This window comes from Telluria antibiotica, assembly GCF_011682055.1.
Lineage (GTDB): Bacteria > Pseudomonadota > Gammaproteobacteria > Burkholderiales > Burkholderiaceae_D > Telluria > Telluria antibiotica.
The window spans coordinates 220,774-240,018 of the sequence record NZ_JAAQOM010000001.1 but is presented as its reverse complement, the minus strand read 5'-3'; the positions used below and the strand labels follow the sequence as shown (position 1 = coordinate 240,018).

Genomic DNA, 19,245 nt, shown 5'->3' with positions numbered 1-19,245 from the left:
AATTTTTTTGGCATAATCCGGGACCGATCGGTTCAACCGTTTTGCCAAGGGGTGATATCTCATGGGTTTCTTATCTCGTTTAATGGGTGGCGCGGACAGCGGCGCCAGCCAGGTGGACGCCGCCGCGCAGGCCCGGCAGCAGGCGCGGCAGGCCGAGCGCATCAGCCACGAGATCGACGCCGCGTACTACCGCTGGCTGACGGGTAGCGCGCGCTACGAGGCGGCTGCCGAGGTGCAGGCGACGATCCTCGACCAGGTGCGCGGCCTGACGGCGCGCCCGGAAGAGGCGGCCGGGCTCGTGCCGCGCGTGCCCGAGGTGATTCCGCAGCTGCTCAACAGCCTGGCCGAGGAAGACGTGTCGGCATCCGAACTGTCGCGCCTCGTCGTGCAGGACGTCGTGCTCACCGCGGAAGTGATCCGCGAGGCGAACAGCGCCTACTACCGCCCCATGACGCAGGTGAAGACGGTCGAGGCCGCCATCATGATGCTGGGTCAGAACGGCTTGCGCATGCTGCTGGCCCGTGTCGCATTCCGCCCCATCATCAAGATGCAGGCGGACGGCTTTTCGCGCCGCGCCGCGCCGCACGTGTGGGGGCAGTCGGAACGGTGCGCGCTGGCGGCGAGCCTCGTCGCGCCGGGGCTCACGGCCGGCGTGTTCGAAGCCTATCTGGCGGGCCTGATGCAGAACGTCGGGCTGATCGTTGCGTTCCGCCTGGCCGACGGCGTCTGCCCGAACGGCACGATTCCCGGCGGGGACGACTTCGCCCACGAATTGCTGGCGTGCGGCCGGCAACTGTCGGCCGGCATCGCGCGCCACTGGGAATTCCCGCAAGAAGTCACGGAGGCGATTGCGCACGCGGGCGATCCGGGCGAGCTCCACCTCGCGCAGGCCCTCTCGCTGGGCGACCGCATCGCCAAGCTGCGCCTGCTGATCGACGCGGCCGTCGTGGCTGAGGACGACGACCTCGTGACGGATGGGCTCGACAGCTTCCAGCGCCGCTGCCTCGGCAAGCTGAGCCATCTGGAAGCCTGATGTGGGGGCACGTATGCATGGCGCCCGCATCGATGAATGTCAATTTTTAGCAACAATTTATCGATAACGGCTGTCGTTTAATTTACGACACAAATGCCGCTTTTGAGCCGTGCAAGGCGCCGAATTGCGCCTTATTAACAGAAATTTCATGAAATCCGCGTGTAAAGCTCAGTATTGCGATCTTTACGTGCGCATTTGTAGTGCATGACAGTCGCGTCCGCCTGAGACGCCTTCGCCGAGGTCCGCTAGGATCGAATCGTGTGAGCAGAATGCCATCGGTCGCATGGCACTCACGCCGACAGGAGTCCGTCATGGTTTCATCCGCTTTTGCGCCCGAAGCGGCTTTGTCGATGCGCCCGCGGCAGGGCGCGCATGGTGAGCCGCTATGAGCACGTCACCCGACAACCGCAACGACATCGAGATCCTGGTCGTCGAGGACAGCGCGACCCAGGCCCGCCAGCTGGCCCGGCTGCTCGAGACGGCGGGCTACCGCGTGCGCGTCGCCGCCGACGGGCGCGCCGGCCTGGAGTCGGTCCGACAGCAACCGCCCACGCTGGTCGTGACGGACATCGCCATGCCCCGCATGGACGGCTTCGAGATGTGCAAGGCGATCAAGCACGACGAGGGGTTGCGCGACATCCCCGTGATCCTGCTGACGTCCCTCAGCAGCCTGTACGACGTGATCAAGGGCCTGGACTGCGGCGCCGACAATTTCATCCGCAAGCCGTTCGAGGCCGACTACCTGCTGGGGCGCATCCGCTTCATCCTCGCCAACCGCGCGCTGCGCTCGAACGAGCGGGTGCAGCTGGGCATGAAGATCAACCTGGGCGGGCAGACGCATTTCATCACGGCGGAGCGCCAGCAGATCTTCGACCTCCTGATCTCGACGTACGAGGAAGCGATCCACATGACGGAGCAGTTGCGCGCCCAGCAGGAGCGCATCGCCCACTCGTACCAGTCGCTCGAAGGCCTGTACCGCGTCGCCGAGGCGATCAACCCCGTGCTGTCGGAGCAGGACGTGGCCGAGCGCGCGCTCGACCGCGTGCTCGACCTGCCGGGCGTGTCGGGCGCGACGATCCACCTGCTCGACCATGACGGCAGGCCGTCGTTCGCGGTGGCGCGCGATGCCAGCGGCGCCGTTGTCGACCCGTGCGACTGCGCCGCTGCGCCCGCGGCCGGGCAGCCGGCCGTCGTGGCGCGCGCCACGTGCCGCGGCGAGCCCAGTGTGCGCGTGCCGTTGACGACGGGCGTGCGCAGCCGCGGGATGATGTGCCTGACGATCGCCGACGGCGCACTGGCCGACGACGACCGGCAAGTGCTCGAGACGGTCGGCAGCCAGATCGCCGTCGCCATCGAGCGCGCGCACCTGTACGGGAACATGGAGCGCCTCGTGGACGAGCGCACGGCCGCGCTGGAGTCGGAACGGGCGTTGCTGTCGGCCGTGGTCAACCTGAGCGGCGCGCTCGTGTGCGTGCTGGACGGCGACGGCAATATCCGGCTGTTCAACCCGGCCTGTGAGCAGAGTTCCGGCTGGCGCGCCGACGAGGTGCTGGGCCGGCCGTTCCGCGACCTGTTCCGCCGTGCCGACAGCGCGCCCGTGGAAATCAACGCGTCGCCCGCCGGCGCCGTCCCCGTCCAGCAAAGCGGCGAGTGGGTGGCGCGCGACGGCAGCGTGCGCGCCGTGATCTGGTCGTCGACGATGCTGCGCCGCGCCGACGGCGCCGTGCAATACGTCGTCACGACGGGCATGGACGTGACGGAGCTGCGCCGCGCCGAGGAAAGCCTGCGCTACCTTTCGAACTTCGACCGTGAGACGGGCCTGCCGAACGATGTGCTGCTGCGCGACCGCGTGCGCCAGATGCAGGCCAGGGTCAACGACGGCAAGCCGCTGCTGGGCCTCATGCTGCTGCGGCTGACGCGCCTGCAGGTGATCCGCGCGAGCCTGGGCCTGGACGCGGAGCAGTCGTTGCTGCGCCAGGTGGCCGCGCGCCTGGGCGATCTGGGCGAGGCCGATCTCACGGTCGCGCGCACGGGCGAGCGCACGTTCGCGCTGGTCGCGCTGCGCTCGAACGAGGCGGAGCTGGCCGCGCTCGCGCGCGACGTGCTGGACCGGATGGACCTGGTGTTCGTGCACGGCGACGAAGAAGTCCACCTGGACCCGTGCGTCGGCATCGCGCTGTTCCCGAACGACGCCGACGACTACGATGGCCTCACGCAGGACGCCGAGGCCGCGCTGCAGCGCGCGCTGGCCAGCAAGGACGAGCGCTACGCGTTCTACCGCCCGGAACTCAACGACGGCGTCCACGAGCGCTTCCGCTTCGAGAACGCGCTGCGGCGCGCGCTCGAGCGCGACGAGCTCGTCGTGCATTACCAGCCGCAGGCGAGTCTGTCGACGGGCAAGATCATCGGCTTCGAGGCGCTGCTGCGCTGGCAGCACCCGGAGCAGGGCCTGATCCCGCCGGGCCGCTTCATCGCGCTGGCGGAAGAGACGGGGCTGATCCTCGCGATCGGCGAGCGCGTGCTGCGGCGCGCGTGCGAGCAGTCTTGCGCGTGGCAGCGCGCGGGCCTGCGCGCCGTGCCGGTGTCGGTGAACCTGTCGGCGCGCCAGTTTTCGGAACGGGTCGTGGAGACGGTCGGCCGCATCCTCGCCGAGACGGGGCTGGAGCCCAGGCTGCTCGAGCTGGAGCTGACGGAAAGCGCGTCGATGGAAGACCCGCAGAAGACCGTCGACATCCTGTGCGAGCTGAAGGCAATGGGCGTGCGCCTCGCCATCGACGATTTCGGCACCGGCTATTCGAACCTGAACTACCTCAAACGCTTCCCCGTCGACCGGTTGAAGCTCGACCAGTCGTTCGTGCGCGACCTGACGTCCGACCCGGACGACCTGGCGATCGCGCGCGCCGTCGTCGCGATGGGCCACGGCCTGCGGCTCGAGGTGATCGCGGAAGGCGTCGAGACGGAAGGGCAGCTGGCGCTGCTGGCGCAGAACGGCTGCAACGAGATCCAGGGCTATCTGTTCGGCCGCCCCTCGCCCGCGGACGAGTGCGCGCGCATGCTGCGCGACGACAAGGCGCTCGATCTCGGCAAGCTCTCGCCGCAGCCGTACCACCGCACCTTGCTGTACGTGGACGACGAGGTCAACCTGCTGACGGCGATCCGGCGCTCCATGCGCCAGAACGGCTACCGCGTGCTCGTGGCCAGCAGCGCGCGCGAGGCGTTCGAGATCCTGGCGACGACGGAGGTCGGCGTCATCGTGTGCGACCAGCGCATGCGCGGCATGAGCGGCACCGAATTCCTCGCACGCGTGAAGCAGATGTACCCGGCCGCCGTGCGCATGGTGCTGTCCGGGTACACGGACCTGCAGTCGGTGACGGACGCCGTGAACCGGGGCGCGATCTTCAAGTTCCTCACCAAGCCGTGGATCGACGAGGAGCTGGACGAGGCCGTGCGCGAAGCGTTCGTGGAGTTCGAGGCGAAGCGGGGAACGGCGGGCCACTGAGCGGGCCGCGTTCGGCCGGGCCACGTTCGGCCGGGCCGCGTTCGGCCGGGCCGCGTGCTATCGCGCTTTTGGATACCCGCCCGGCCAATTCGTATAGCTGGCGTGCAGAAGGGTGGCTCATACTCCAGCTTTCCCTTTCGATAACCCGCCAACGACCGATCCGTGACCATGACGCTCCTTCCCCGTTCCCTCACCGCCATCGCGTTCGGCGTCGCCGTGCTGTGCGGCGCCGCGCATGCCGCCGACCTGCCCGCACGCGAACGCACGTCGTTCGACGCCGACTGGCGCTTCGCGAAAGGCGACCCCGCCGGCAGCGCCCAGCTCGACGAAGCGAAGCTGGCCGACCCGGCAACAGCCATTCCCGCCGCCCAGCCGGGCTTCGACGACGCCGCGTGGCGCAAGCTCGACCTGCCGCACGACTGGGGCATCGAAGGGCCGTTCAAGCAGGAATACCCGGGCGAGACGGGCAAGCTGCCGTGGTGGGGCGTGGGCTGGTACCGCAAGCACTTCACGTTACCGGCGGCCGATGCCGGCCGCCGCCTGTACCTGGACATCGACGGCGCCATGTCGCATGCCGCCGTCTGGATCAACGGGCATTACGTCGGGGGCTGGCCGTACGGCTACGCATCCTGGCGCGTGGACCTGACGCCGTACGCGAAGCCGGGCGCCGACAACGTGGTCGCGATCCGGCTCGACAATCCGCCCAATTCGTCGCGCTGGTATCCGGGCGGGGGCATCTACCGCAACGTCTGGCTCGTCAAGACGGCGCCCGTGCACGTCGCGCAGTACGGCACGTTCGTGACGACGCCGCAGGTGTCGAAGGACGCCGCGACCGTGTCGATCCAGACGACGGTGGAAAGCGACGGCCGGGCCGCGCAGGTGCAGGTGGCAACGGAGATTTACGCGCTCGACGCGGCCGGCAAGCGCAGCGGCGCGCCCGTCGCGCGCCAGGCGCAATCGGCGCCGGCCAAGGTCGTCGCGGACCGCCAGGCCCAGCTCACGCAGACGCTGACCGTACCCAAGCCCCGCCTGTGGAGCATCGCGAGCCCGCAGCGCTACGTCGCGGTGACGACCGTGACGGACGCTGGCAAGGTCACGGACGTCGTCGAGACGCCGTTCGGCATCCGCACCGCCACGTTCGACCCGGCGCGCGGCTTCCTGCTGAACGGCCAGCGCGTGCCGCTGAACGGCGTGTGCATGCACCACGACCTCGGCGCGCTGGGCACGGCGATCAACGTGCGGGCGCTGGAGCGCCAGCTGGAGGTATTGCGCGAGATGGGCACGAACGCCATCCGCACGAGCCACAACCCGCCGGCGCCGGAGTTGCTGGACCTCGCGGACCGCATGGGCTTCGTCGTGCTGGACGAGGCGTTCGACATGTGGCACGAGGCGAAGACGCCGAACGACTACCACCTGTCGTTCGATGCGTGGCACGAGAAGGACTTGCGCGCGCAGATCCGGCGCGACCGCAACCACCCGAGCGTGATCGCCTGGAGCACGGGCAACGAGATTCCGGAGCAGGGCAGGCCGGAAGGCTGGAAGCTGGCGGCGCATCTCGCGGAGATCGCGCGCGGCGAGGACCGCACGCGTCCCGTCACGTCGGCGTACAACCACGTCGACTCCGGCTATAACGGCTTCCAGAACGTCGTCGACCTGTTCGGCTACAACTACAAGCCGGGCGAATACGGCAAGGTGCATGCGTCCGCGCCGTACCTGCCGATCTTCGGCAGCGAGACGTCGTCGACGATCAGCTCGCGCGGCGAATACTTCTTCCCCGTCAGCGACGACAAGGCCAAGGGCGCCGCGAACTTCCAGGTCAGCAGCTACGACCTGACGGCGCCGCCGTGGGCGACGACGCCCGATGCGGAATTCAAGGGCCAGGACGACAATCCGTTCGTCGCGGGCGAATTCGTGTGGACGGGCTTCGACTACCTGGGCGAGCCCACACCGTACAACGACGACAACACGAACCTGCTGAACTTCACCGACCCCGCGCAGCAGCAGCGCGCCGCGCAGGAACTGGCCGCGTTGAAGAAGATCGCGATGCCGTCGCGCAGCTCGTACTTCGGCATCGTCGACCTGGCCGGCTTCAAGAAGGACCGCTTCTACCTGTACCAGGCCCGCTGGCGTCCGGACCTGCCGATGGCGCACCTGCTGCCGCACTGGAACTGGCCGGAGCGCGTGGGCCAGGTGACGCCCGTGCACCTGTACACGTCCGGCGACGAAGCGGAGCTGTTCCTGAACGGGAAGTCGCTGGGCCGCAAGAAGCGCGGCCCGCGCGACTACCGCCTGCGCTGGGACGACGTCGTGTACCAGCCCGGCACGTTGAAGGCCGTCGTCTACAAGCACGGCAAGCGCTGGGCGGAGGACACCGTGGCCACGACGGGCAAGCCCGCGAAGCTCGTCGTGTCGGCCGACCGCACGAAACTCACGGCCGACGGCCACGACCTCGCGTTCGTGACGGTGGCCATCGCCGACAAGGACGGGCGCCAGGTGCCGCGCTCGCACGACCGCATCGGGTTCAAGCTGTCCGGCCCGGGCGAGATCGTCGCGACGGACAACGGCGACGCGACGAACCTGGAACCGTTCCAGTCGCACGAGCGCAACGCGTACAACGGCCTGGCGCTGGCCATCGTCAAGACCCGCGCCGGCGAGGGCGGCAAGGTGACGCTGACCGCGAGCGCGGACGGCCTCGAAGGCGCGCAGGTCACGCTCGACAGCGCGGCGCACTGACGCATCCTGGTGCGCGGACGCCGCACCATGCGGCGACGCGCACGGCTTCGGCTGGACTGTCCCGCCACGGCTTCATCGACACGGGGGACAACCATGCGGGATGATTTCGATGCCTTCATGCGCCAGCGGAGAGCGGCGTCCGACGCGTTCGTCGGCGGCGATTGCGGCCCGCTCGGCGCCATGTCCACGGACCGCCCGCCCGCCACCCTCTTCGGCCCCGGCGGCGAGAACCGCTTCGAGGTGCTGCACAGCGCCGTCGACGGCGACCTCGCGTACCGGGCCGGCATCCAGCGTTCCGTCGTCAACGTCACGGGCCAGCCGCAGCCCGTGCCCATGGACTTGCGCGTCGCGGAGGTGTTCCGGCGCGAGGAGGGCGCCTGGAAACTCGTCCACCTGCATGCGGACAAGCTGGCCGGCGGCCACTGACGGGCCGCTTGCGTGCGGAGTGTTGTAATCAGGCGATAGTGTCCATGACACTTGCGTATTAGAGTTTCAACAAAGCACCATTTTTGTCCGTTTCCTCCGGATAATGGAACTCCGCACTTACGTCGAGCCCCGCCATGGAATTTGAAGTTTTCGACTCGTTGACGTCGAGCCCCGCACCTGCGCAAGCCGACGCCACGTCGCCGCTGGTCCGGCTGCAATATCTGATCGACAACACGCCGGCCATCATCTATGCCACGGTGCCCAGCGGCGACTTCAAGATGACGTTCGTGAGCAACAACGCGTACAACGTGCTCGGCTATCGACCGGAAGAGATGGTGGCGGACCCGAACTTCTGGTTCGACCACATCCACCCGGACGACGCGCCCAGCATCTTTTCCAGCCTGGCCCAGCTGTTCGTCGACGGCGAAAAGACGTACGAATACCGGTTCCGCACGGCGGGCGGCGAGTTCCTGTGGATGTACGACCGGCTGCGCCTGATCTACGACGACCGCGGCACGCCCGTCGAGGTGATCGGCTCGCTGACGGACATCACGGCGCGCAAGCTGATGGAGCAGAAGCAGCAGCTACTAATCGCGCGGCTGAGCGAGGCGCACGACCAGTTGCTGCAATCGGAAAAGATGGCGTCGATCGGCCAGCTGGCGGCGGGCGTGGCGCACGAAATCAACAATCCGATCGGCTTCGTCAACTCGAACATGGGCACGTTGCGGCACTACGTGGGCACGTTGCTGTCGGTCGTGGACGCGTACAGCGACGCCGTGAAAAAAGAGGCGCCCGGCTCGCCGCTCGCGGCGCAGATCGAAGCGATCGGGCGCAAGGCTGACCTCGGCTACCTGAAGGAAGACATCGCCGACCTCGTCAGCGAGTCGATGGACGGGCTCAAGCGCGTGAAGGACATCGTCCAGGCCTTGAAAGACTTTTCGCACGTGGGGCAGATGGATTGGCAATATGCCGACGTGCACTCGGGCATCGACACCACGTTGAACATCGTCGCCAACGAGATCAAGTACAAGGCCACCGTCGAGAAGCACTACGGCAAGCTGCCCGAGATCAAATGCCTGGCGTCGCAGCTGAACCAGGTGTTCATGAACCTGCTCGTGAACGCCGCGCAGGCCATCCAGAGCAAGGGTGTGATCACGATCGCCACCGGCGCGTCGGAGGGCTGGGTGTGGATCAGGATCAGCGACAACGGCTCCGGCATCGCGCCGGAAAACCTGAAGCGCGTGTTCGAGCCGTTCTTCACGACGAAGCCGGTCGGCAGCGGCACGGGCCTCGGCCTGTCGCTGTCGTACAGCATCGTCAACAAGCACGGCGGCCGCATCGACGTGGCGTCGAAGCCGGGCGTCGGCACCGTCTTCACGATCCGCCTGCCGGTCGTGCCGCCGGGCTCCGCATCCGGGGGCGACGCCGCCGGGGACTGATCCGCTTATTCGTCGTGCAGGCTGATTGCCCGCTGTTCGTCGGCCGGCTTGTCCAGCCAGCGGCGGTGCAGCGCCCGTTCGATGGACTTGCCGCAGACGAACAGCACGAACACAAGGACGAGGGCCATGGCCGCGATCTGCCACGACCCCATGCCGCACAGGATGCCGAGGATGGCCGTGATCCAGATCGACGCCGCCGTCGTCAGGCCGCGCACGCGGTCGCTGCCGTTCTCGCGGATGATGACACCTGAACCGAGGAAGCCGATGCCCGTCACGAGGCCCTGGATCACGCGGCTGACGGCGGCCGCGTCGGCCTCGCGGCCCGTCGCGAGGTCGGCGCCGGCCAGGGTGAGGGCGCACGCGCCCACGCACACGAGGCCCAGCGTGCGGATGCCCGTCGGCTTGCCGTGCAGGTTGCGGTCGAGGCCGATCAAGCCGCCGACGAGCAGGGACGCCGTCAGGCGTAGCATGATTTCCGGGTAATCCATGTCAGGTTTCCGATTCGTTCGCGATCCGGTATTGTCCCGCATCGTACGCGGCCGCGAACAGGTTCCAGTCGGCCAATACCTGCCGCGCCGCCGCGGCGCCCGCCTGCGCGACCCGGCGGCGCCATTTCTTCTTGCCGGCAAACGCGATCAATTCGTCCGCAATCGCCGACCCCTGGCGGCCGGCGCTGCGCAGCTGGGCCCACGCGACGCAGCGCCCCAGCATGGCGATGGCACCGTCGCAGAGTTCCGCCTGGGTGCCGAAGCGGTCGAACGGCAACCGGTCCTCGCTCGGCTGCAAGGCGCGCAGCACGAACGGCCGGCCGCCATGCGTGACGGGATGCAGGAATGCAGCAGTGACGGCCTGCATGCGCTGCTGCACGCCGGCGATGCGGTGCGCGTCGTCATGCCAGCGTGGCTGCAGCCGCGGAAACAGGTGGGCCAGCGACGACGGCACGGCCTGTTTCAAATCGAACAGGTAGTTGCGGTCGGGCGAGCCATGGCCTTCGACGAGCACGACCCAGCGCGCCACCCCGAGGCTGCCCGTGCCGGCGATGCGGCGCGCCACGTCGAGCACGTGGAAGAACGCCGGCGCCGGCTGGCTGGCCGCGAACGCGTGCACGGTCGCCGTGACGGCGGCGCGCTCGGCGTCGGACACGGCCAGCGTGCGGCGCCCGTCGACGAGCAGTCGGCGGCGCCGGCGCACGACACGCGTGCGGCCGTTCAGCCAGTCGATGCGGGAGCGGTCGCGCAACTGGTCGAGCAATTCGCGCACGGTGCCGTGGGCCGTGTCGCGCTCGATCCAGCCCGGTTTGCCGCAGGCGAGCGCGAGCGTATACTGGTCCAGCAGGTGCTCGACGAGTGCGCCGGCGCGCTCCGCCGGCAGGCCGAGCGCTTCCAGGCCGACGTGCAGGCTGGCCGCGAGGCGCACCAGCTCCCACGTGGCCGGCGCGAGGGCCGCTTCGTCGAAATCGTTGATGTCGAAATAGACGAGCCGGTTGTCGCCCTTGTAGCTGCCGAAGTTTTCCAGGTGCAGGTCGCCGCAGCACCAGACGGGGGGCGCCGCCGTGTCGAAGCCGGTTTCCGCCAGGCGGTCGTAGAACAGCTGGCACGTGCCGCGCAGGAAGGAGAACGGGTTGTCGCGCAAGGCGCGGTATTTCATCGCGAGGCGCTGCGGGTCGCGGTCCTCGTTGGCTTTCATGATGCGCTTGACGATGTTCATGCGGGGCCGTGCGGCAGGTTGTCCAGGGAATGCCATCGTACCCACTTCCAGGGTTGAAATGGAACGCGCAGCATGAGAATTACCTTACCGTAATGTGTTGATCGAATGTCGTACCGATGCCACAAATTGATACATTGTGATAGTATTTCCGTGTGGCAATGTATAGTCTTGGTCCCATGGTTCCTCAAATACCGAAACGCCGCCCGCGCGGCTTCACGCTCGTCGAACTGCTGGCTGCCGTCGCCATCGTGGCGATCCTGGCCGCGATCGCCTATCCCACCTACGGCTCTTACCTGGTGCGCGGCCACCGCTCGGCCGCGCAAAGCTATCTGCTGACGCTCGCGCAGGCGCAGGCGCAGTATTTCGCCGATGCGCACGCGTATGCGACCACCACCACGGCGCTGAACCTGCCGCCGCCCAGCGACGTCGCGGCGAATTATTCGATCCAGATCGACGCGTCGGACGGCCCGCCGCCCAGCTTCACGATCACGGCCGCGCCGATCGCGGGCACGCGCCAGGCCGGCGACAGCGTGCTCACGATCGACAACAGCGGCGCCCGGACGCCGTCGAACCTATGGTGACCTCGCGCCGCGGCGGCTTCACGGTGATCGAACTCCTGGCGGTCGTGGCCGTCACGGCGATCCTGTCCGCGATGGCCGCGCCCGCGTTCAAGAGCCTCGTGGCGGGGCAGCGCGCACGCAACGCCAGCACGGACCTGTACGCCGCGTTGATGCTCACGCGCAGCGAAGCGATCAAGCGCAACGCCCAGGTGACGTTGCAGAGCGCCGCGGCCGGCTGGCAGGCCGGCTGGAGCATCCCGAACCCGACCGACACGGGCCACCCGATTGCCAACCACGGCCCCGTGTTGGGCGCGACGATCACGGCGCCGGCCTCGGTCGTCTATTTGTCCAACGGCCGCGTGGCGAGCGACACGTCGCCGTCGTTCGACATCGCCGTCGACGGCGCCTCCACGCACCGCTGCGTGCAGGTCGATCTCAGTGGGCGTCCGCGCCTGCTGTCCACGGGGTGCTGACGTGAGGCAGCCGGCGCGCCCATCCGCCAACGCGGGCCTGACGCTGGTCGAGGTCCTCGTGACCGTCGTCGTGCTCGCCTTCGGCCTGCTCGGCATCGCGGCGCTGCAGGCCAAGATGCAGGTCGGCACCGTCGAGTCGTACCAGCGCGCCCAGGCCGTCGTGCTGCTGGACGACATGCGCGCCCGCCTGCTCGGCAACCCCGCGCACGCGCCCGACTACGTCACCACGGCGCCGCTCGGCACGGGCGACTCATCGCCGACGGACTGCACGTCGCTTGCCATCGGCGCCGCGCGCGACCAGTGCGAGTGGAGCCAGGCATTGCAGGGCAGCGCTGAAAAGACGAGCGCCGGCAGTGCGTCCGGCGCGATGGTCGGCGCGCGCGGCTGCGTCGAACAGTTGCAGGCGCCGAACCCCGCGGCGGGCGTGTGCCAGCCCGGCATCTATCGCATCAGCGTCGCCTGGCAGGGCCTGCATGCGACCCTGGCGCCTTCTCTGTCGTGCGGCGCCAACCGGTACGGCCCGGACGCCAACCGGCGCGCGATCGCCGTGCAGGTGACGATCGGCCTGCCCGACTGCAGCTAGGAACCACGATGGCCTCCACCCCCTTGACCGTCCGCCGCGCCGCCGGCTTTTCCCTGCCCGAACTGCTCGTCGCCGTGACGATGGGGCTGTTGATCGTCGTCGCCATGACCACGCTGTTCTTCCACAACAGCCGCGCGCAGGCCGAGATCGAGCGCGCCAACCGCCAGATCGAGAACGGGCGCTACGCCGTCGACACGCTCGCGAACGACTTGCGCAACGCCGGCTTCTACGGCGAATTCGACCCGACGACACTGGCCACGCCGGCGGCCGTGCCCGACCCGTGCGCCGCCACGCTGGCCGCACTGAAGGCCATGCTGCCGCTGCACGTGCAGGGCTTCGACGTCGGCGACACCTTGCCGTCCTGCGTGAGCGACGTGCGCCCGGGCACGACGCTGATCGTCGTGCGCCACACGCGCGCCTGCGTGGCGGGCGACCCGAACTGCAGCGCCAACGATCCGGCCGGCCCGCTGTTCCAGGCCTCGCTGTGCGGCAATTCGAGCGAACTGGGTTCCGCCAACCCGGCCGACTGGTACGCGCTGGACGTCGACACGTCGCAGCTGCAACGCCACCAGCGCAACTGCACGAGCGCGGCCGGCTCCGGCACGCTGGCCGTCACGCGCCGCTACCAGACGCATATCTACTTCGTCGCCAACAACGACCAGGACGGCGACGGCATCCCCACCTTGAAGCGCGCGGAGCTGCGCAACACGGACACGGGGCTGCGCTTCGTGACGGTGCCGCTGGCGGAAGACATCGAGAACGTGCAGTTCGAATACGGCATCGACACGGTCGGCGACGGCACGGTGGGCCTGTACACGAGCGCACCGGCGAATGCGAACGGCTGCGGCCAGCCCGGCTGCGCGGCCGCGAACTGGCGCAACGTGGTCGCCGTCCGGCTGCACGTGCTGGCGCGCAGCCCGAGCGCGACGCCCGGCTACACGGATACGAAGACGTACGCCCTCGGCACGGCGGCCGACGGCAGCGCGCGCACGGCCGGTCCGTTCAGCGACGGCCGCAAGCGCCACGTGTTCCAGACCGTCGTGTCGCTGTCGAATCCCGTCGGAAGGAAACAGCCATGACCTACCCACGCCGCCAGCAGGGCATCACGCTGGTGACCGCCTTGATCATGCTGCTGCTGTTGACGATGCTGGCGCTGGCCAGCGTCAACCTGGGCAACTCGAACCTGCAGGTGGTCGGCAACATGCAGCGGCGCGACCAGGCGCTCTCGGCCGCCCGTTCCGTGCTGGAAGAGACGATCAGTACCGCCAACTTCACGACGACGCCGGGTGCGGCGCTGGCGAATCCGTGCGGCGCGCCGAACCAGCGCTGCGTCGACACGGACGGCGACGGCAAGACGGACGTCAAGGTCACGCTCACGCCGCCCCCGGCCTGCCTGAAGGTCCAGCCCATCAAGAACACGGACCTCGACATGAGCAGTGCCGAAGACGCCGGCTGTTCGGACGGGACCCCGCAGTTGTACGGCGTGTCCGGCGCGAACGACGGCAATTCCAGCTGCGACAACAGCGTCTGGGACGTGACCGCCGTCGCCACCGACACGGCCACGCAAACCTCGGTCAAGGTCGTCCAGGGCGTCTCCGTCCGCGTCGGCAGGGACGAAATCGCCACCAACTGTCCGCAACCCGGAGCAAGCCCATGACCCGTTCCCGCCCCGCCGCGGCCCTCGCGCTGGCGTTGTCCACGAACCTGGCCTTCATGCCGATCCGCGCGGCCGCCGAAGACATCGACATCTTCACGGGCGCCTCCGGCGGCAGTGCCGTCAATCCGCGCATCCTGATCGTGCTCGACAATACGGCGAACTGGTCGCGCCAGAGCCAGCAATGGCCGGGCGGGCTGCAGCAGGGCCAGTCGGAAGCGCGCGCGATCTCGAACCTGCTGCCCACGCTGGACAGCTCGGTCAGCATGGGACTGATGGAATTCGTCACCGGGGGCAACGCCAACGACGACGGCGGTTTCATCCGCTCCGCCATCCGCCCGCTGGACACCACGGCGAAGGCCAGCTTTACGAGCCAGCTGGGGACCATCTACAACAACATCACGTCGCCGAACGAGAAGCGCAACGCGAATACGCCGTACGGCGACCTGATGTACGACGTCTACAACTATTTTGCCGGCGCCAACGCGTTTTCGCCCGGCGGCGTCATCGCCAGCATTGCCGACTCGGCCGGCTACACGACGCCGTATTCCACGTTCCGCTCGCCGCTGACGGCCGCGAACACGTGCGGCAAGACCTTCGTCATCTTCATCGGCAATACGGACTCGAGAGGTCCCACCAAGGACAGCGATCCCAACACGGCCGCGCTCAACGCACTGAACGGCAGCACCGTGTCGCAACTGGGATTGCCCAACTTCACGGAGCAGAACGCGACGACGACGAGCAACGTGGGCGTCACGGCCGCCTGCTATGCGAGCGCGACGGCTGCGTTGCCGGAGCGGGATGCATACGCGACGCAGTGCGCCGCGTTCACGGAAGGGTGCTCGATCGGCGGGGCGACGGCCAACGTGAATCCCATCGCTTGCCCGGCCGGCAGCCTGGCGTACACGGTCACGCAATCCGTCTACCATCCGGCCACGACGAGCCCCGGCCAGCCCGTGCAGGGCACCGTCACGACGTACACCGGCACGACGACGGGGTATTACTCGACGGCCGCCGATGTGCCGGCAAGCGACCACGGTGACCTGCACGACTGCCCGCAGACGCAGACCACGACCAGCGGCACCAGCACGACGACGACGACCTACAGCTGCTCGTACACGGTCGGCGCCGCAGTCGGCAGCGTGACCACGGCGACGAGCAGCGCCAGCACTACCCAGGACGCGAACGGCAAGGGCGCCGGTTGCTATAACGGTGTCGGCTCGGCGGCCGGCAACTGGAATCCGGCGACGACGACCGACTTCGGCGGCCTGTCGTGCCCGACCAACAGCACGTGCACGTATTCGGGCGCGCTGTCCGGCAACGCCGGCAGCTGCAGGGGTTCCGGCTATCGCCTGGTCCAGGTGACGCAGACGGCGACGAGCAAGCGCCAGTACACGGTCACGCAGACCGTGACGCCGACGTCCGTCAGCAACACGACGACGCCGGCCTACACGACGACGACGAACCTCGGCAAGACGTCGCAATGCTATGCGAGCCCGCCGGCGTCGACGTCCGACTATGCGTCGTCCTGCACGGGCACCAACATCAGCTGCACGTACGGCAACGCGCCGACGAGCACCACGCTGGCATCCTGCCCGGCCGGCACGAGCGCGTACAACATCGTCGGCACGAACATCATCCTGACGGACACCCCGACCGGCACGACGACGACGGACACGGCCCCGTTCAACGCCGACGAGTGGGCGCGCCTGATGCACGACCGTGGCATACCGGTCGCGGGATCGTCCGTGCGCTCGTCCGTGACGACCTATACGATCGACGTCTACAATGCGCAGCAGAACGCCACCCAGACGTCCCTCCTGATGAGCATGGCCAAGGCGGGCGGCGGCAAGTATTTCGCCGCCAAGAGCGAACAGGCGATCCTCGATGCGCTGCGCCAGATCATCATCGAGATCCAGGCCGTGAACTCGACGTTCGCGTCGACCAGCCTGCCGGTCAACGCGACGAACCGTTCGCAGAACGAGAACCAGGTCTTCATCGGCATGTTCCGCCCGGACCCGGACGCCCACCCGCGCTGGTTCGGCAACCTGAAGCGCTACCAGTTGATCGCCAGCGGCGCCAACATCGAGCTGGGCGACGCGAACGGCAACATCGCCGTCAACACGGTGACGGGCTTCGTCACGCCGTGCGCGACGAGCTATTGGACGTCGGATTCGGGCGCGTACTGGAGCGGCCTGGGCATCAATCCCGACCCGGCCAGCGCCTGCGCGACGAACGGCGGCAGCCCGTATTCCGACGTGCCGGACGGCCCGCAAGTGGAAAAGGGCGGGGCCGCCGAGATCCTGCGCCAGGGGAACATCAGCGGCGCGTGGACGGGAGGCCAGGCCGTCAACCGCAACATGCTGACCTTGTCCGGCACGGCGCTGGCATCGTTCGGACAGGCCACGTCGGGCCTGTCCGCCGACGTCGTCAGCTTCATCCAGGGTGCGGACGTCAACAACGAAAAGGGCACGGGCAGCACGACGACGACGCGGCCCTCGATCCACGGCGACGTCATCCACTCGCGCCCGCTGCCCGTCAACTACGGCGGCACGATCGGCGTGCGCGTGTTCTACGGCGCCAACGACGGCGCGCTGCACGCGGTGAACGCGACGAGCGGCGTCGAGAGCTGGTCGTTCGTGGCGCCCGAGTTTTTCGGTCGCCTGCAGCGCCTGAAGAACAACACGCCGCTGGTCAGCTACCCGAACCTGTCGACGTCCATTACGCCCACGCCGACGCCCAAGGATTACTTCTTCGACGGGTCGATCGGCCTGTACCAGAACGCCGACAATTCGAAAGTGTGGATCTTCCCGTCGATGCGACGCGGCGGCCGCATGCTGTACGGCCTGGACGTGTCGAACCCGGACAGCCCCGTGTACAAGTGGAAGGCCGGCTGCCCGAACCTGGGCGACGACACGGGCTGCACGGCCGGCATGTCCGGCGTCGGGCAGACGTGGTCGACGCCGAACGTCGGCTTCATCAAGGGTTATTCGACGACGACGCCCGTGCTCGTCGTGGGCGGCGGCTATGACGCCTGCGAGGACGCCAACACGGCGTCGCCGTCGTGCGGTGCCGGCAAGGGTGGCTTCGTGTACGTGCTGGATGCGAACACGGGTGCCGTCCTGCGTTCGTTCCAGACCGACCGCGCCGTGGCGGCCGACGTCGCGCTCGTCGACGTCGACAACGACGGCTATCCGGACTATGCGTACGCGGCGGACACGGGCGGCAATATCTACCGCATCGACTTCCTCGCCAGCTATGCGGGCCGCGTGCCCGCCGCGCCGGACGCCTGGACGTCGCGCAAGGTCGCGTACACGTCCGGGGCGGGGCGCAAGTTCCTGTTCACGCCGGCGCTGCTCGCGATCCAGGGCAAGGTCTACGTGGCGCTGGGCAGCGGCGACCGCGAGCATCCGCTGCAATCGCAATACCCGTATTCGAACGTGACGAACCGCTTCTACGTCTACCTCGACGACCTGACGGCGGCCACGGGCACGCCGGCCACGAACCTCGACGGCATGACGGACTACACCAGCGGAACGGACTGCTCGACGACGAAGATCCTGCCCAATTCGAGCGCCAAGGGCTGGTACATGAACCTGAACCAGTACGGCCAGGGCGAGCAGGTCGTGACGTCCGCGCTGATCGCGAGCGGCATGGTCACGTTCAGCACGAACCGTCCCGTCCCGGCGGACAACGCCAGCTGCTCGACGGCGCTGGGCGAGGCGCGCGGCTACTGGGTCAACCTGCTGAACGGCTCGGGCGCCATCAACGTGCCCGGCCTGTGCGGCGGCAATCGTTCGTCCGTGTTCGTGGGCGGCGGCCTGCCGCCGTCGCCCGTCAAGGCGAACAGCGTGCCGATCGGGGGCAAGGCGGTGTCCGTCGTGCTGGGCGCCGTGCAGAAGGGCGGTGCCGGGGCGGCCGGCGCCAGCGTGGCGATCTCGCCGCAGCGCATCCGCCCGGCGATCACCTCGAAGCGCAAGCGCGTCTACACGTATACGTCGGGGGATTGAGCGGGAGGGCGGCTGCGGCCGCCCCGTCGAACGTCAGCCCGTCTTTTCGACGGCCTTGACCATGCATTTCGACAGCTTGTCGAAATGGGCCAGCGCGGCCTGCGTGAGCGTGACCTGCTTGCGCCGCGTGTCCTCGGTGTCGGTCAGCATGATCCAGCCTTTTTCGCGCATCGACGTGAGGCGGCTGTGCACCGTGGCCGGCGCGCCGAGTTCCTTCTTGGCCATCATGTCGCGCACGCACAGCCGTTCGCCGTCCTGCATCGCGCGGGCGACGGTCCCGAGGATGCGCTCTTCCAGCGGGTCGAGCATGGGCAGCGACGGCAAGCCGCGCAACGCCTCCGCAAGTTGCAGGAAACGAAGATAGATGTCGGCCGGCCGGTTAGATTTGCTCATGCACGGATTATAATGCGACTGCCTACCGAACTCCATCCATCAGCGACGATCCCTGCCATGCCCAGACCATATACTCCACGCGACGCTGTCGTGCAGGGCGCCGCCGAACGCGCCGGCCTCGCGTGCGCCGGCATCGTCGGCGCCGGCCTGTTCTACCTGACCCTTGCGCGCCTGCAGGATTGGGCCTTTCCCCACGTGGAATTCGTGCGCGGCGTCGGCTGGATCTACCTGCCGGCCGGTGCCCGGCTGCTGTGCCCATTGCTGTTGGGCCTGCCCGGCGCGGTCGGCGTGCTCGTGGGCTCGTGGTGCGAATGCTTCTTCCACCTGTATCCGGACGATCCCGTGCGCTCGCTCGCGGGCGGCCTCAGCTCGGCCCTCGCCCCGTACCTCGTGTACCTGTTCGCGCTGAACGTGCTGGGCATGCAGGCGTCGCTCACGAACCTCACGTCGCGCCGGCTGCTGCTGCTCGTGCCCCTGTTCGGCGTCGCCAGCCCGTTGATGCACCACTTGTGGTTCTGGCTCCACGGCGATCCCGTCGACCTGGCGCAGGGCTTCGTCGTCATGGCCGTCGGCGACATGCTGGGTGCGATCGTCGTCCTGTACTTGTTGAAGGGCATGCTGGGATTGCTGCCGGCACGCGCGCGCCGTCCCTGATTTCATGACCCGGCGGACATGATGCCGCCGCGGATTCATGAGCGGAGTTCATAAGGTCAAGCAATCCCGGCCGGTCATGCC

General features: G+C 68.2%; 15 protein-coding genes. 12 read left to right on the top strand and 3 right to left on the bottom strand.

Annotated elements, in window-relative coordinates; translation table 11 throughout:
• Positions 1–61 precede the first annotated feature (61 nt).
• From HAV22_RS00970 to HAV22_RS00950, 5 genes are all read left to right on the top strand, one after another.
• The gene (locus tag HAV22_RS00970) at positions 62–1,033 is read left to right on the top strand and encodes an HDOD domain-containing protein (protein WP_229420998.1); all 972 of its coding nucleotides are present in this window, start codon (positions 62–64) and stop codon (positions 1,031–1,033) included.
• Positions 1,034–1,418: 385 nt separating this feature from the next.
• Positions 1,419–4,532: an EAL domain-containing protein gene (locus HAV22_RS00965; RefSeq protein ID WP_166855580.1), complete on the top strand. Its 3,114-nt coding sequence runs from the start codon at positions 1,419–1,421 to the stop codon at positions 4,530–4,532.
• Between the two features lie 168 nt (positions 4,533–4,700).
• Positions 4,701–7,265, top strand: a complete 2,565-nt coding sequence (gene galB, locus HAV22_RS00960; protein ID WP_166855578.1) for a beta-galactosidase GalB — start codon at positions 4,701–4,703, stop codon at positions 7,263–7,265.
• A 117-nt stretch (positions 7,266–7,382) separates the two neighbouring features.
• Positions 7,383–7,691 carry a nuclear transport factor 2 family protein gene (locus HAV22_RS00955; protein WP_208296001.1) on the top strand — a complete coding sequence of 103 codons (309 nt, stop codon included), beginning with the start codon at positions 7,383–7,385 and terminating at the stop codon, positions 7,689–7,691.
• 134 nt (positions 7,692–7,825) lie between these two features.
• A complete protein-coding gene (locus tag HAV22_RS00950; RefSeq protein WP_166855574.1) occupies positions 7,826–9,130 on the top strand; it encodes an ATP-binding protein in 1,305 nt (434 codons plus the stop codon).
• Positions 9,131–9,135: 5 nt separating this feature from the next.
• Here HAV22_RS00950 and HAV22_RS00945 read toward each other — a convergent pair whose 3' ends face one another.
• Together HAV22_RS00945 and HAV22_RS00940 are read right to left on the bottom strand one after the other, a co-directional pair.
• Positions 9,136–9,618, bottom strand: a complete 483-nt coding sequence (locus HAV22_RS00945; protein ID WP_166855572.1) for an MgtC/SapB family protein — start codon at positions 9,616–9,618, stop codon at positions 9,136–9,138.
• A gap of 1 nt (position 9,619) precedes the next feature.
• A complete protein-coding gene (locus HAV22_RS00940; protein WP_229420997.1) occupies positions 9,620–10,873 on the bottom strand; it encodes a DUF2252 domain-containing protein in 1,254 nt (417 codons plus the stop codon).
• Between the two features lie 140 nt (positions 10,874–11,013).
• Between HAV22_RS00940 and HAV22_RS00935 the strand changes: the two genes are divergently transcribed.
• Genes HAV22_RS00935 through HAV22_RS00910 form a run of 6 tightly spaced genes read left to right on the top strand, consistent with a single transcriptional unit; the run spans position 11,014 to position 18,117 of the window.
• Complete coding sequence (locus HAV22_RS00935; protein WP_166855570.1) at positions 11,014–11,418, top strand: type IV pilin protein; 405 nt, start codon at positions 11,014–11,016, stop codon at positions 11,416–11,418.
• Positions 11,412–11,870, top strand: coding sequence for a GspH/FimT family pseudopilin (locus HAV22_RS00930; RefSeq protein WP_166856329.1), 459 nt, complete (start codon positions 11,412–11,414; stop codon positions 11,868–11,870). Before HAV22_RS00935 ends, HAV22_RS00930 begins: the two co-directional genes overlap by 7 nt.
• Before the next feature lies 1 nt (position 11,871).
• Positions 11,872–12,453 carry a type IV pilus modification PilV family protein gene (locus tag HAV22_RS00925; protein WP_166855568.1) on the top strand — a complete coding sequence of 194 codons (582 nt, stop codon included), beginning with the start codon at positions 11,872–11,874 and terminating at the stop codon, positions 12,451–12,453.
• 8 nt (positions 12,454–12,461) lie between these two features.
• Positions 12,462–13,532, top strand: a complete 1,071-nt coding sequence (locus tag HAV22_RS00920) for a PilW family protein (RefSeq protein WP_166855566.1) — start codon at positions 12,462–12,464, stop codon at positions 13,530–13,532.
• The gene (locus HAV22_RS00915) at positions 13,529–14,110 is read left to right on the top strand and encodes a PilX N-terminal domain-containing pilus assembly protein (RefSeq protein ID WP_166855564.1); all 582 of its coding nucleotides are present in this window, start codon (positions 13,529–13,531) and stop codon (positions 14,108–14,110) included. Before HAV22_RS00920 ends, HAV22_RS00915 begins: the two co-directional genes overlap by 4 nt.
• Positions 14,107–18,117, top strand: coding sequence for a pilus assembly protein (locus tag HAV22_RS00910; RefSeq protein WP_166855562.1), 4,011 nt, complete (start codon positions 14,107–14,109; stop codon positions 18,115–18,117). The genes HAV22_RS00915 and HAV22_RS00910 overlap by 4 nt, the downstream gene beginning before the upstream one ends.
• 33 nt (positions 18,118–18,150) lie before the next feature.
• On the opposite strand, the gene HAV22_RS00905 is transcribed toward HAV22_RS00910, so the two are convergent.
• Entirely contained in the window at positions 18,151–18,510 is a 360-nt protein-coding gene (locus HAV22_RS00905; RefSeq protein ID WP_166855560.1) for a winged helix-turn-helix domain-containing protein, read from the bottom strand.
• Positions 18,511–18,567: 57 nt separating this feature from the next.
• Between HAV22_RS00905 and HAV22_RS00900 the strand changes: the two genes are divergently transcribed.
• Positions 18,568–19,164, top strand: a complete 597-nt coding sequence (locus HAV22_RS00900) for a hypothetical protein (RefSeq protein ID WP_229420996.1) — start codon at positions 18,568–18,570, stop codon at positions 19,162–19,164.
• Positions 19,165–19,245: the final 81 nt, after the last annotated feature.

What these genes read in the sequence shown, in the direction of transcription:
- HAV22_RS00970 (WP_229420998.1), top strand. Translation starts at nt 62, where the DNA reads ATGGGTTTCTTATCTCGTTTAATGGGTGGCGCGGACAGCGGCGCCAGC.
- HAV22_RS00965 (WP_166855580.1), top strand. Translation starts at nt 1,419, where the DNA reads ATGAGCACGTCACCCGACAACCGCAACGACATCGAGATCCTGGTCGTC.
- galB (WP_166855578.1), top strand. Translation starts at nt 4,701, where the DNA reads ATGACGCTCCTTCCCCGTTCCCTCACCGCCATCGCGTTCGGCGTCGCC.
- HAV22_RS00955 (WP_208296001.1), top strand. Translation starts at nt 7,383, where the DNA reads ATGCGCCAGCGGAGAGCGGCGTCCGACGCGTTCGTCGGCGGCGATTGC.
- HAV22_RS00950 (WP_166855574.1), top strand. Translation starts at nt 7,826, where the DNA reads ATGGAATTTGAAGTTTTCGACTCGTTGACGTCGAGCCCCGCACCTGCG.
- HAV22_RS00945 (WP_166855572.1), bottom strand. Translation starts at nt 9,618, where the DNA reads ATGGATTACCCGGAAATCATGCTACGCCTGACGGCGTCCCTGCTCGTC.
- HAV22_RS00940 (WP_229420997.1), bottom strand. Translation starts at nt 10,873, where the DNA reads ATGGCATTCCCTGGACAACCTGCCGCACGGCCCCGCATGAACATCGTC.
- HAV22_RS00935 (WP_166855570.1), top strand. Translation starts at nt 11,014, where the DNA reads ATGGTTCCTCAAATACCGAAACGCCGCCCGCGCGGCTTCACGCTCGTC.
- HAV22_RS00930 (WP_166856329.1), top strand. Translation starts at nt 11,412, where the DNA reads ATGGTGACCTCGCGCCGCGGCGGCTTCACGGTGATCGAACTCCTGGCG.
- HAV22_RS00920 (WP_166855566.1), top strand. Translation starts at nt 12,462, where the DNA reads ATGGCCTCCACCCCCTTGACCGTCCGCCGCGCCGCCGGCTTTTCCCTG.
- HAV22_RS00915 (WP_166855564.1), top strand. Translation starts at nt 13,529, where the DNA reads ATGACCTACCCACGCCGCCAGCAGGGCATCACGCTGGTGACCGCCTTG.
- HAV22_RS00910 (WP_166855562.1), top strand. Translation starts at nt 14,107, where the DNA reads ATGACCCGTTCCCGCCCCGCCGCGGCCCTCGCGCTGGCGTTGTCCACG.
- HAV22_RS00905 (WP_166855560.1), bottom strand. Translation starts at nt 18,510, where the DNA reads ATGAGCAAATCTAACCGGCCGGCCGACATCTATCTTCGTTTCCTGCAA.
- HAV22_RS00900 (WP_229420996.1), top strand. Translation starts at nt 18,568, where the DNA reads ATGCCCAGACCATATACTCCACGCGACGCTGTCGTGCAGGGCGCCGCC.